This is a genomic window from Bacillus sp. F9_6S_D1_P_5 (assembly GCF_054823925.1).
In genome coordinates this window covers 1-13,632 of sequence record NZ_JBTREW010000043.1, presented here as the reverse complement: position 1 = coordinate 13,632, position 13,632 = coordinate 1, and the positions used below count along the sequence as shown (strand labels likewise).

Genomic DNA, 13,632 nt, shown 5'->3' with positions numbered 1-13,632 from the left:
AAATCTCTCCTTTTCCTCTTTTTATCAGTGTTGACACATAAAAAGAGGCTCAGACACAAAAACAGGCTGTGGAGAAGACTTTCTCCACAGCCTGACAAGAAACCAGCCTATAAAATGGCTGGTTTCTTGTTTATTTCACAGCTTCTTTTAACTCTTTACCTGCTTTAAATGCAGGAACTTTACCAGCAGCGATTTGAATTTCTTCGCCAGTTTGTGGATTACGTCCTGTACGAGCAGATCTTTCACGCACTTCAAAAGTTCCAAAGCCGATTAATTGAACTTTATCGCCAGATTGTAATGCAGTAGCAATTGTGTCAAATACAGATTGTACAGCTGCAGAAGCATCCTTTTGAGAAATATCAGCTGATTGTGCGACATTTTTAATTAATTCTGTTTTGTTCATGTTTTCACCTCATAAAAAAATTTTTTGGAATGAATGATTTAGTATAATAGTTAGTAAAGATAAAGCTATTTATATTGTTAGAAAGAATGCTATATAGTTATGTTAATTTCGTTGCAAGAAACTGAATCCCTGCTAATAATTAGGGATTAATTAAGAATTGATGCATAGAAAACGTTGTAATATGAGGATGAGGGGGAGTATACGGATGATTTTTCGTGAAAAGGATGAGAAAGAAAGTATATTAATTCGTCAACATGATCATGGTTTTTTAGCTGGAGAGATTGCGAAGCATATAAAAGAAGATTTTTTTGAAGATGACACATATTTAAAAGAGACAATTGATGCAATATATGAGCATGATAGAGGATGGATAGAACTTGATAAAGTACCAATTTTGAATGATGCTAAAAATATCCCATATACATTTATGGATTGTCCAAGTTCATTACGCTTTGTCTTTTATACGATTGGTTTGAATGAAATTGAAGATTCCAATCCATACGGAGCATTACTTTGTAGTAAGCATTTTTTATCATTTCCATTAAATGAGGAAGATGAAGAGATGATGTCATTTTATACAGGGGAATTGGAACGACAAAAAAGAATATTGAAAACACTAACAAAAGAACAATTTGCGATGTTCGATAAACATTATAGATTATTAAAGTTTTGCGATGAACTTTCTTTATATGTCTGTATGAATAAACCAGGGGTAGAAAAGAAAGATGAAATTGATTTGTTTAAAGATGGTTTTGAAGGAACAGAAATGTTTAATAGTAAAGAGGGGAAACCTATTCAAGCTGAATGGATAGATGAGGAAACAATTCGGATTACACCGTTTCCATTTCAAACGGAATTTCATACGTATGTAAAATATAAAACTATAGATAAACGTGAAATTGAAGAAAAAGGAATTGTAGAGGCTGATAGAGAATCAGAAATGAAGAAACAAACTATTCGTTTCATACAATAAGGAGGCGATTTCGATTGAAAGAGTACATGTTAAAACAGGTGGATTACCATGCTTGGGCTAATATACGATTATTCAATCGACTAAAAGAATTACCAAATTATGAGACTATTTTTAATGAACAGATACAGAGTGTATTTCCATCAATCAAGGAGACATTTGCGCATATTTATATTACAGATCAAGTGTGGTTACACATATTGCATGGTAAAAGTATGAATGAAGCAATACAAGACCGAGAAAATTTAAGAAAACAAATCGAAACTAAATTGTTACATGAATTAGAAAAAATGTTTGAAAATATGACAAATCAATATAAAGACTTTTTAAGTACAATACAAGACGTGAATGCTGTATTTGTTATTGAGAATCCATATGTAGGGAAATTAGAAACTTCAATTTTAGAATTGGTACAACATGTCGTAAATCATGGTACATATCATAGAGGAAATATAACAGCGATGCTTCGCCAACTTGGGTATTCGTCGACAATGATGGATTTTGTACTTTATTTACATATGGTGCAGAAAGAGGGAGAGTAATATAATTTGTAAGAAGGAGAGACTTTAATTGTAAAAGTCTCTCTTTCAATTTTATCCCGCTTTAATGGTAGAACGACTGATTAAAGTTTTACTTTATTTCTTAAGAGGCTTTATTTTCTTGTAATTGCTTAGCGTATTGTACCGCCTTATATGCATTGACTCTACCATTTTTCCAGTACGTACCTGTACCGCTAATTTTATCTGAAGTTGACTCAATAATTTGGCGGATTTGTGTATTGCTATAACCTTGATTTGCTAAAAGAGAAGCGACTCCTGCAACGTGAGGTGTTGCCATAGACGTACCACTTAATGATTGATACGTGCTACCTTTATATGTGGAATATATATTTGAACCTGGAGCTGCAACATCTACCCAGCTACCATAAGTAGAAAATGAAGATTTTCTATCTAATTGGTCTGTAGAAGCAACTGCAATTACTTCGCTGTAATATGCAGGGTAATTTGCTTTTGTATTTCCAGCATTTCCAGCAGCTGCAACAATAACAGAGCCTTTATTCCATGCATATTGAACAGCTTGTTGTAATGCAGTCCCACCATTTGGAGCTCCTAAACTTAAACTAATTACTTTTGCACCTGAATCAGCAGCTTCTCGAATACCTTGCGCTACTGCATCAAGAGTCCCACTTCCTTGATTATCTAATACGCGGACAGCATAAATTGAAGTTTGTGGGGCAACACCAGCAATTCCGACACTATTATTCGTAAGTGCTCCAGTAATTCCAGCGCAATGTGTACCATGACCATTACCGTCATCAGAAACATTGTCGTTATCAACATAATCATGCCCGTAAATTACTTTCGAAGCTAAATCAGGGTGTGAACCTTGTACTCCTGTATCAATAATAGCTACTTTTACACTAGAATCACTTCGTTGACTATCCCAAGCTAGTGGAGCTTGAATTTTTTGTAATCCATATTGATTTTTATAATATGGATCGTTCGGAGTCCAGAAGGAGTGAACGTAGTAATTCGGCTCTGCATATTCCACATCTGGATTGTTTTTATAACCTTTTATCTTTTCTTTTACAGTACCTTTCGAAAATTGAACGACTTCAAAACCTAACTTATCATCTTTAGATAAAACATTAGCACCAACAGACTTATGAAAAGATTGCACATTACTTAAAGATGCATTTTGTTTGAACTTAACGATCAATTGGTTAGGGACGTAATCGGTAGATGATGTTTCAGCACTTGAAGTATTTGTGTTAAAAAAGAAACCACCGATAATAAACGATAAAACAGATAGGAAAACAATGATTTTGTTTTTCAAAAGATTTTTCCTCCCTTTTGTTGGATAAGTTTTTCAGCGACGCTTTAATGTCGCATTCCTTTTCAACTATATAGTTAGACCATACGATTTATGGCATTTATGTGAAAAACTTTTAGTGGAATAAAAAAGGGAAAGATTGATATAAATATATTTTTAATGATATTTACTGAGTAAGAAAACGAAAAAAGGAATGCTCATTATGTATGAGTCATTCCTTTTTTATAGATTAACTTGCCTGTTTTTTATGACTTTCTTTTAATTTCTCTGCCTGTAAAAAGCGATTCGTTTCTGCGACAACAATACCACTTAACCCAATAAGACCAATTAAGTTTGGAATCGCCATAAGTCCATTTGCAATATCAGCGAATGTCCATACGATGCCTAGTTTTAAATTAGCTCCAATAGCAATCATGACGATAAAGATTGCTTTATAATATTTAACAGCACTTTCTCCAAATAAATAAGCCACGCATTTCTCTCCGTAATACGACCATCCTAAAATAGTAGAGTAGGCGAATAATATAATTGCGATACCGAGAATCATACTACCAGCAGTGCCAAAAACAGATTGGAACGCTAGTGTTGTAGCTTCAACACCAGTTTTACCTGATTTCCATGCACCTGTAGTAATTAATACAAGTCCTGTAATTGTACATACAATAAACGTATCTAGAAAAGTACCAGTCATAGAAACTAAAGCTTGCTTTGCAGGCGAATCAGTTTTGGCAGCCGCCGCGGCAATAGGGGCACTCCCTAAACCAGCCTCGTTCGCAAATACACCGCGCGCCATTCCAATTTGAATAGCTGATGCAACTGTTGCTCCGATAAAACCACCAGCAGCTGCAGTACCAGTAAATGCACCAGAAAAAATAAGTGAAAATGCTTCTGGAATTTGATCGTAGTGATAGAAAATAATAATAAGACCAGCAATGATATAAAAGAAAGCTTTAATAGGAACGATATATCCTGTCACTTTCCCGATTTTTTTAACTCCTCCTAAAATAACAATAGCGATTAAAAACGACATTAATATACCAGTTAGAGCAGGAGGGAAAGAGAAATTAATTCGCATTGCCTCTGCAACTGAGTTAGATTGCACCATATTACCGATACCGAAAGAAGCAGTTGTACCGAATATGGCGAATAAAACAGCAAGCCATTTCTTACCTAAACCACGTTCTAAATAGTACATTGGTCCACCCGAATATTCGCCATTTTCATTACTAACACGGTATTTCACCGCAAGAATTGCTTCGGCATACTTTGTTGCCATCCCGAATAAAGCAGTAATCCACATCCAAAAGATTGCACCAGGTCCACCAATCGTCACAGCAGTTGCAACACCAGCTATATTTCCCATACCAATCGTTGCCGCCATGGCTGTCATAAGTGCTTGGAAGTGGCTAATATCTCCAGAGGAAGATGTATCTTCTGATTTTTTAAAAGCTAGTTTGTGAGCGTATAATAGTTTACTAAATTGTAAACCTTTTAAACGCACTGTGAGAATGATACCAGTACCAACGAGTAACAACAAAGTTGGTAATCCCCACACATAATGGTTAATTTGTTCTAATGCTTTACCTACTGTCTCCATCTTTATTCTCCTTTTTTAGAAAAAATAAAAACCACTTCAAGTAAATGAAATGGTCTCTGGAGAAACAAGGAATAGAAAAATAAACCGATACAAATCGGCATTTTCTTTCGCTTGTCTCTGTCCTTTTTACCTGAGAGATTATCCGCTAAAATAACGGATTTGCTCCTTCGGCGCTCGTTTTCCTCCGCGCTATATATAAGCGAGAGGGAGTCTCTCCAGAGATTCGTCCCCATGCAGTTCTACTTGTAACCAAGACCTGAGAGTTTCAAAGTTGGTTTTACAACTTTTTGCCCCGTCGGTAGATCAATAGACCTTCTCCTGAATGGTTCATCCGAATTATAAAATTAATAACTTATACGCATTGAATGTGTATAGAATCAATAAAAATATTATAGATATACAATTAGTAAAATGCAATCTTTTTTTATTTTAAAATAGTAACCAGTTTTATTTTTTTGCAAGTCTTAACTTAACTTCAACTTCATTTAACGTAGATAAAGCGAGAACAATATGTTGGTCCGCAAGTCCTAAAGCATGTTTAGTATTTTCAATTGTTTCATTGGATGGAGTAGAGTTATTTGCTCCGTCGATAATTAAATCTGCTGCGTTTTTCATAAATTTAGAAGCAGTCTTAAATTCAGTTGTGAAATAAATTAGTTGTTCTTGTATTTGTATTTCCGATATGTTTTCTTTAATTTTCACAGTGTCTATTTCGTTCATAATTTTTTCGTATTGTTTGGAAATAGCAGTCATTGTGACTAATAGTTTATCTCTGTCTACTGAATCTCCGTTCGTGTTAATTTCTTCCCAGGCAGGCAACCAATCTTTTTCGATGATGTCATTATAATTTGTAGTTAATTCATCAATTTTTGGTTGTAATTTAGTTTTAAAACTTTTTGTATCAACTGTTTCTACGGTAGTTTTTGCGTTATTATTTTTATCTTTAGTTGCGTAGAAAATCGTACAGGTAATAATAAAAATAGAAATAACTATTGTCCATTTATTAAAAAATAATTTCTTCAACGGGTAATACCTCCAAAAATAAAAATCTTTTAATTGTAATATACAACAATAATATTGTTAATAATAGAGAAAATAGTCTGGAATTGATTTTAATTATATTTTTTCTATACATAAATAATCAAGATTAGTAAAATGATGAAAGTAATATGTGAGAAAAGAGGGTTTTTAGTGAAAATGAATAGAAGAAAACTAGTTTCAAATATTTCAACGGCTGTGTTATTAGTTGGTTTATTTACACTAATATATTTAGACAAAGAATCTAAAATTGAAGATTTTCCAGTACCAATGTCAGCAATCCATATTAACGATGAAAAGGAAGAGGATTATAAATATATAAGTGTAATGCCTATTACAAAGGCCAGTGGATGGGAGTACTTAGGGGAAAACGGGCATACTGTTAGTTTTAAAAAAGGGGAGCGGAAAGTAACTGTATTACATTATCCGGGAGAACTTACGTATTATTTACTTGAGAAAAAGATGAATAAGGGAGATTAGCTAAAGATGTAATTCATTAAGAGTTACATCTTTTTATTTTGAATTATTTGAAAATAAAGCGGATAGATGGTTTGATAGATGTAGTGATAAATATGGTTAGTTCTATATGACTATAAAGAGCATTAGAGGATTATAAAATTGTTATGTTAACTAAATGTTGTGAGAAGAAAATATATTATAGAGGGGGAATTTAAAATGTTACTAAAAACAATATACTGTAAGGTAGAAGAAGAGAAAAAAGAGTTATTTTCAAAAGCACAAGAAAAATGGCGTGATATACAGCATCTAGATGGATTTCATGGACAATTTGGTGGATGGAATAAAGATGAGGCATGTGTATTTACTTTATGGGAAAATCGAAATGCATATCAATCATTTATGAATGGTGCTCACGATACAATTTATGTAAATAGTAATCAAGAGGATACGTTTCTTTCATGTGAAATTGAACTATTTCAAACGTTGTATGATATTACTGATATGTCTTTGAAGGACGTTGTTACTGAAGGAACATTCGTAAGAGTTGCTATATGTGATGTAAAGCTGGGAAAGGAAAAGTATTTCTTACATAAGCAAGAAACAATTTGGAATAAAGGGATGGAAAATGCAAAAGGGATGTTAGGTGGAGTTATTGGGAAGTCTTTAAAAACTGGAAATCGTTACATAGTGTTAACTTATTGGAAAGATGAAATGGCGCATCAAAACTATGTAGAAGAGATTTTCCCTGAGTTGTATAAACTAGCTAATATTCATGATGATTTAAAAGATATAAGAGGTAAACAAGCTATATGTAAGGAGGAATGGCTTGTATATTAAGTGTACAAAACGTGCATAAATGAAAGTATAATAAAGATATTTTCTTATAAACGAGTAATTAATAGAAGACGTTATATACCCTTTCATGTTAATATATTTAAGTTATAATAGAAGGCTTACCCTTATGTATTGTACGGTAGACGTAGTGTGAGCTTGAATTTTTGTTTAGAAAAGGATGTGCCTAATTTGCGTATCAATAAATTTATTAGTGAAGCTGGAAAAGCGTCTCGACGTGGAGCAGATAAATTAATTAATGAGAGAAGAGTAATTATTAACGGTAAGGTTGCAAAAATTGGTGACCAAGTAAATCCAGGTGATGATGTACGTGTAAATGGAGAGCAACTTCGTATTGCTCGAGATCACGTATATATTGCTTTAAATAAACCAGTAGGTATTACATGTACAAGTGAAAAAGCTGTAAAAGGTAACATTATCGATTTAGTGAATCATCCTTTACGAATTAGTCACATTGGACGTCTTGATAAAGACTCAGACGGTTTAATTTTGTTAACGAATGATGGTGATATCGTTAATGAAATTTTACGTGCTGAAAACAAACATGAGAAAGAATATATCGTTTCAGTAGATAAGCCAATTACACCTGATTTCTTAGAAAAAATGGCAGCTGGTGTGAAGATTTTAGGAACGAAAACACTTCCTTGTGAGATCACACAGTTATCAAAATATGAGTTCAAAATTATTTTAACACAAGGGCTAAATCGTCAAATTCGTCGTATGTGTGAAGCTTTAGGTTATCAAGTATACACGTTAAAACGTACGAGAATTATGAATATTGAATTGAATAATTTACCTGTTGGACAGTGGAGAGATTTAACAAAAAAAGAGAAACGACGTCTATTTTCAGATTTAAATTACGAACCACAAGATTGGTAAAATTGAGAAGAGGAAACCAAAAATCTATTTTTGGTTTCTTTTTTTATTAAATAAAAAATTTTTTTAAACACTTGCAATAATAAAATGAATAGGATATAGTAAATAACAATTAATGGATGTACTTATAAAAGCAAAGAAAAGGACACGAGTTATTTTACCCGGTTATACAGAGAAGGAAGGAAAGCTGAGAACTTCCTAACGCAGAAAAATAACTTACCACCTTAGAGCTGCACTAGGGAAATTAAGTATCTAGTGCCGTGTAAGCGACGTTATCGCAAAAGAAGCCATTATGTTTTTTGTGATGGGAATCTGGGTGGAACCACGAATATAAGCATATTCGTCCCTAATTTTTAGGGATGAATATGCTTTTTTGCATTCAATTTCATAATAAGCGAAGAAAAGGACACGAGTTATTTTACCCGGTTATACAGAGAAGGAAGGAAAGCTGAGAACTTCCTAACGCAGAAAAATAACTTACCACCTTAGAGCTGCACTAGGGAAATTAAGTATCTAGTGCCGTGTAAACGACGTTACCGTAAAAGAAGCCATTGTTTGTTTAAGATGGGAATCTGGGTGGAACCACGGGTAAAAGCACGCTCGTCCCTATTTTAGGGATGAGTGTGCTTTTTATTATGAAATGGAGAGATGAAAAATGAATGAACAGATGATTGAAATTAAATTTCCAGATGGTAGCGTGAAAGCATTTATAAAAGGAATTACTTTAGAAGAAATTGCTGGATCCATTAGCAGTAGTTTAAAAAAGAAAGCAGTCGGAGGGAAAGTAAATGATGGGTTATATGATTTACGCCGCAATATTGAAGAAAATGCGGAAGTAGAAATCGTTACTTTAGATTCAAATGAAGGAGTAGAAATTGCAAGACACTCTGCGGCACATATTTTAGCGCAAGCTGTAAAGAGAATGTATGGTAATGTAAACCTTGGTGTAGGGCCTGTTATTGAAAATGGATTTTATTATGATATGGACCTTCCAAGTAGTGTAAACGTAGAAGATTTACCGAAAATTGAAAAAGAAATGAAAAAGATTATAAATGAAAATGTAAAAATAGAACGAATTGAAGTCTCTAGAGAAGAGGCAAAAAAACTGTTTCAAGAAATGAATGATCATTTGAAATTAGAACTGTTAGAAGCAATTCCTAGTGGGGAAAGTGTAACACTATATAAACAAGGTGAATTTGTAGATTTATGTAGAGGACCACATTTACCGTCAACAGGCTATTTGAAAGCCTTCCAATTAACTCACGTTTCTGGTGCATACTGGCGAGGTGATAGTAGCAATCAAGTGCTTCAGCGTATATATGGTGTTGCATTCTCTTCTCAAAAAGAATTAGAAGAGTATTTACATTTCGTTGAAGAAGCAGCAAAAAGAAATCATCGTAAATTAGGTAATGAGCTGGAGTTATTTATGTTTTCAGAAGAGGCTCCGGGAATGCCATTTTATTTACCGAAAGGACAGATTATCCGAAATGAATTAGAAGCATTTTTAAGAGAAATTCAAAAAGAGTATAAGTATCAAGAAGTACGTACTCCATTTATGATGAACCAAGAATTATGGGAGAAATCAGGACACTGGGGACATTACAAGGACAACATGTATTTCTCAGAAGTAGATAATAAGAGTTTTGCATTAAAACCGATGAACTGCCCAGGTCATATGTTAATGTTCAAAAATAAATTGCATTCTTATCGTGAATTGCCAATTCGTATGTGTGAGTTCGGTCAAGTACACCGACATGAATTTAGCGGGGCATTAAACGGATTATTAAGAGTACGTACTTTCTGCCAAGATGATGCTCATTTATTTGTAACTCCAGAACAAATTGAAGATGAAATTAAATCCGTAATGGCGCAAATTGATTACGTTTATAAAACTTTTGGATTCCAGTATGAAGTAGAGCTTTCTACTCGTCCAGAAGATTCAATGGGTGATGATAAATTGTGGGAACAAGCAGAAGCGGCGTTAGCAAATGTATTACATTCATTAAATTATAAATATAGACTAAATGAAGGTGACGGTGCATTTTACGGACCGAAAATCGATTTTCATATTAAAGACGCTTTAAATAGAAGTCATCAGTGCGGTACAATCCAGCTAGATTTCCAAATGCCAGAGAAGTTTGATTTAAATTATATAGATGAGAAGAATGAAAAGAGAAGACCAGTTGTCATTCACAGGGCAGTATTAGGATCTTTAGATCGTTTCTTAGCGATATTAATTGAGCACTTTGGAGGTGCATTCCCAGCATGGGTGGCACCAGTTCAAGTGAAGGTCATTCCAGTTTCGAATGCAGTCCATGTACAATATGCAGATGAGGTTGTGGATAAATTAGCACAAGCTGGTGTTCGTGTCGAAAGAGATGTACGAGATGAAAAGTTAGGCTATAAAATAAGAGAGGCACAAATACAAAAGGTTCCTTATGTTCTTGTTATTGGGGATAAGGAAATGGAGAACGGAGCTGTAAATGTGCGTAAATATGGGGAAGAAAATTCAGATGTAATGGAACTAGATGTGTTTGTGGAAAGTATGAAAGAGGAAATAAATAATCGGAAGTAGAGTTTAAAGAGAAAACACACCAATTCATAATGGTGTGTTTTTTCTTTTTACCTTACAAAAATGTAAGGTAAATGTAAGCGAAATCGAAGGAACGAGTTGTAGAAAAGTGAGAATATGAAATAGGAAAAAGGTTTACGTTACCTGTGTAATCCGTACTGATTGAAAAATAAAAAATTCTTAAGGGTTTACATGAGAAAAAGATAAGAAATATGTGAGAAATTAATTTTATACAAAAGGGATGGAGTGAAAGAGATGTCAACAAATGTAGTTACTGTAGAAAGTGTAGAAAAAACGTATGGGAAAAGAAATGAGAATCAGTCAAAAGCGTTAAGGGGCGTATCATTAACTATTAAAGAAGGGGAATTCGTTGGGATTATGGGGCCTTCTGGATCTGGAAAAACGACTTTACTTAATGTGATTAGTACATTGGATCAAGCGACAGGTGGAAGTGTGACAATAGCTGGTACAAATATTACTTCTATGAAGGGGAATGCATTATCAGATTTTCGATCTCAAAAATTAGGGTTCATTTTTCAAGATTTTAATTTACTTGAAAACTTATCAATTTATGAAAATATCGCTTTACCACTTTCTCTGCAAGGAGTCCCTTCAAGTGAGATTACCGGAAAGGTGAATGAGGTTGCGAAGAAGTTAGGGATTACTGAAATATTAACGAAATATCCAACTGCTGTTTCTGGGGGACAAAAACAAAGAACTGCGGCAGCTCGAGCTTTAGTACATAATCCAGCAATCGTATTAGCAGATGAACCGACAGGAGCGCTTGATAGTAAAAATGCAAAAAGCTTATTAGAAGCGATGCAAGATTTACATGAAAATCACAATGTAAGTATTTTAATGGTTACACACGATGCTTTTAGTGCGAGTTATTGTGAGCGTATTTTATTTATTCAAGACGGTCTTCTTTATAAAGAGTTACAGCGTCAAGGAACGCGGGAAAATTTCTATCAAGACATTTTAGGCGTGCTCGCTCACATGGGCTCAGCTGTTGAGTCTAAGTAGGGGGCAGGACTATGTTATTCAAATTATCACGTCATAGTATGAAAAAGATGTTAAAAGATTATATGGTTTTACTTATTGGTCTCGTTATTAGTATTAGTATCTTCTACATGTTCCAAACGATGGCGATGAATAGTGAATTTACGAAGGATAATAGTCTTATTAGTAGTATTAGACTCGTATTCTGGGTAGGTGCAATACTATTATCGGTCATTACTGTATTTTATATTATATATGCCAATTCTTTCTTACTCACATTAAGAAGAAAAGAACTCGGTATGTATATGATGCTCGGCGCGAAAAAGAAAAAAGTAGCACAGTTATTATTTATTGAAACATTCGGTATGGGTATTGTCAGCATTATTATCGGGATTTTAGTAGGGATGTTACTTGCAAGTGTAGCAGGAAACTTTTTAATGAATGGTATGGAGATTTCTGCAAAAGGCAGTTATTCATCTGTATATACACCAGCAATCTTAGTTACAGCTATTTTCTTCTTAATACTATTTTTTATTACTGGTTTAATGAATAGCATCCGATTATTACGTAAAACAGAATTAGAATTAATACGTGAAGATGAAACACTAGATGAAGTGAAGAAAAGTAAAACTCGCATTATTATAATGACAGTACTCGGTATATTACTAGTAAGTACAGGATACTACTTTATGGTAAATATAAAAATGTTTGCTGAAATCGGTTTTATAATAGCGACAATCGTTACAACACTTGGAACATATTTTATCTTTAGTTCATTGCTCCCATTTTTTGTGATGAAAATTAAAGGGAATAAAAAACGAAATGAAACGGGCTTAAATAGTTTTACCTACGCACAGCTACGCTTTCGAGTAAATAGCTTATCGAGAGTATTAGGAACTGTAGCGATGTTAATTGCATTAGGTGCAGGTGCGATGACGGCAGGAATGGCGTTCCAAAAAAATGTAGGTATTATGACAGACTTCTCACGTGTATATGATGTCGTAATTCATGATCCGAATGATCAAGATAAAGCGGCCTTGAAAGAAATGGAAATTATAGAAGAAAGCAATTATAAGTATAAAGTAGATGGAGAAGCGGTGTATTACTTACGTAACGACTTAACTGCGAAACCGCCACTCGTTTCTGATCACTTTGATACAAAAACGTTAAAAGAGCCTGCTCGTAAACGTGTGGCTGAGCCTTTAACTGAACCTGTCTATTCTGCTTTGGAAGCTCCGGAAGCAGCGAATAAGCTTCCTCGTATGCCAAAAGATTGGGAAGATGCAGTTGTAAGAGAAATACAAATTACACATAATCAATTTAACGGAAAACCTGTAAGAATTGCTGATGAAGAACACTACAAAGCAGTTCAAGGAACGGAGCATAGTGTAACATTAGCAAAAGTAGATGATATGAAAAAATATAAACCATTGTTGCTCGATATAGATAAAAGGCAAAAAGAATTAATTGAAACAACAACAGGTACAAAAGTAGAACTATATACAAAAATGACAATTTATCAGTTTATGAACAGTTTCATGAGTGGAACAATGTTTATGGGATTTTTCCTTGGAATTGCCTTTTTAGCAATGATGGCAAGTTCGCTTATGTTCAAAATATTAACAGGTGCCTCTCGTGATGTACGCCGTTATGAAATGTTACGAAAAATCGGTGTGAGACGTAGTATGTTAACAAAAAGTATATATAAAGAAATTTCATATTTATTTATTTTCCCAGCGATTATTGGAATTTCCCACGTGTTAGTAGGGCTTAACTTATTTAGCTTTATATTAGTTGACCCGTTTGTAAAGGTGTGGGTGCCGATAGGGATTTTCTTAGTCATTTATTTCATCTATTACTGGATTACTGTTCAGCTTTATAAAGGTATGGTAATGCCGAAAGAAGAAGTAGCGAAATAGTTAAAGGAAAAAGTCTTTGTTTTGGTCTTATCCCTGTCAAGTAGACAGTATTAAAAAGACTAAACAGCCATCGAGATTCGATATTCTATCGGAGCTCGATGGTTGAGTCGTTTT

12 protein-coding genes, 1 riboswitch and 2 other annotated features are annotated in these 13,632 nt (G+C 34.0%); of the genes, 8 read left to right on the top strand and 4 right to left on the bottom strand.

Going from position 1 to position 13,632, the window contains the following annotated elements:
- Window positions 1-130 precede the first annotated feature (130 nt).
- Window positions 131-403 (bottom strand): HU family DNA-binding protein, encoded by a 273-nt coding sequence (locus tag ACUXEY_RS27710; protein ID WP_001043907.1) that lies wholly within the window; start codon window positions 401-403, stop codon window positions 131-133.
- A gap of 205 nt (window positions 404-608) precedes the next feature.
- Here ACUXEY_RS27710 and ACUXEY_RS27705 point away from each other — a divergent pair, with 205 nt between their 5' ends.
- Both ACUXEY_RS27705 and ACUXEY_RS27700 read left to right on the top strand, forming a co-directional pair.
- Window positions 609-1,376 (top strand): DUF3891 family protein, encoded by a 768-nt coding sequence (locus ACUXEY_RS27705; RefSeq protein WP_461302039.1) that lies wholly within the window; start codon window positions 609-611, stop codon window positions 1,374-1,376.
- 14 nt (window positions 1,377-1,390) lie between these two features.
- Window positions 1,391-1,915: a DinB family protein gene (locus ACUXEY_RS27700; RefSeq protein WP_461302038.1), complete on the top strand. Its 525-nt coding sequence runs from the start codon at window positions 1,391-1,393 to the stop codon at window positions 1,913-1,915.
- Window positions 1,916-2,015: 100 nt separating this feature from the next.
- Here the strand turns inward: ACUXEY_RS27700 and ACUXEY_RS27695 are convergent, their stop codons facing one another.
- The 3 genes from ACUXEY_RS27695 to ACUXEY_RS27685 all read right to left on the bottom strand — a co-directional run bounded on the left by ACUXEY_RS27695 (window position 2,016) and on the right by ACUXEY_RS27685 (window position 5,826).
- Entirely contained in the window at window positions 2,016-3,209 is a 1,194-nt protein-coding gene (locus tag ACUXEY_RS27695) for a S8 family peptidase (protein ID WP_166704352.1), read from the bottom strand.
- 226 nt (window positions 3,210-3,435) lie between these two features.
- Window positions 3,436-4,803: an alanine/glycine:cation symporter family protein gene (locus ACUXEY_RS27690; RefSeq protein WP_063223363.1), complete on the bottom strand. Its 1,368-nt coding sequence runs from the start codon at window positions 4,801-4,803 to the stop codon at window positions 3,436-3,438.
- A 107-nt stretch (window positions 4,804-4,910) separates the two neighbouring features.
- Window positions 4,911-5,032: riboswitch (glycine riboswitch) on the bottom strand.
- 218 nt (window positions 5,033-5,250) lie between these two features.
- Complete coding sequence (locus ACUXEY_RS27685) at window positions 5,251-5,826, bottom strand: hypothetical protein (RefSeq protein WP_461302037.1); 576 nt, start codon at window positions 5,824-5,826, stop codon at window positions 5,251-5,253.
- Between the two features lie 132 nt (window positions 5,827-5,958).
- Between ACUXEY_RS27685 and ACUXEY_RS27680 the strand changes: the two genes are divergently transcribed.
- From ACUXEY_RS27680 to ACUXEY_RS27655, 6 genes are all read left to right on the top strand, one after another.
- Entirely contained in the window at window positions 5,959-6,321 is a 363-nt protein-coding gene (locus ACUXEY_RS27680; RefSeq protein WP_461302036.1) for a hypothetical protein, read from the top strand.
- A gap of 195 nt (window positions 6,322-6,516) precedes the next feature.
- Entirely contained in the window at window positions 6,517-7,137 is a 621-nt protein-coding gene (locus ACUXEY_RS27675) for a DUF4937 domain-containing protein (RefSeq protein WP_461302035.1), read from the top strand.
- 186 nt (window positions 7,138-7,323) lie between these two features.
- A complete protein-coding gene (gene rluF, locus ACUXEY_RS27670; protein WP_327957733.1) occupies window positions 7,324-8,031 on the top strand; it encodes a 23S rRNA pseudouridine(2604) synthase RluF in 708 nt (235 codons plus the stop codon).
- 124 nt (window positions 8,032-8,155) lie between these two features.
- Window positions 8,156-8,379: a binding site (T-box leader), on the top strand.
- Between the two features lie 37 nt (window positions 8,380-8,416).
- Window positions 8,417-8,639 (top strand) — a binding site (T-box leader).
- A 44-nt stretch (window positions 8,640-8,683) separates the two neighbouring features.
- Window positions 8,684-10,603 (top strand): threonine--tRNA ligase, encoded by a 1,920-nt coding sequence (gene thrS / locus ACUXEY_RS27665; RefSeq protein ID WP_461302034.1) that lies wholly within the window; start codon window positions 8,684-8,686, stop codon window positions 10,601-10,603.
- 252 nt (window positions 10,604-10,855) lie between these two features.
- Window positions 10,856-11,623, top strand: coding sequence for an ABC transporter ATP-binding protein (locus tag ACUXEY_RS27660; protein ID WP_317459571.1), 768 nt, complete (start codon window positions 10,856-10,858; stop codon window positions 11,621-11,623).
- Between the two features lie 11 nt (window positions 11,624-11,634).
- Complete coding sequence (locus ACUXEY_RS27655) at window positions 11,635-13,518, top strand: FtsX-like permease family protein (protein WP_461302033.1); 1,884 nt, start codon at window positions 11,635-11,637, stop codon at window positions 13,516-13,518.
- Window positions 13,519-13,632 lie beyond the last annotated feature (114 nt).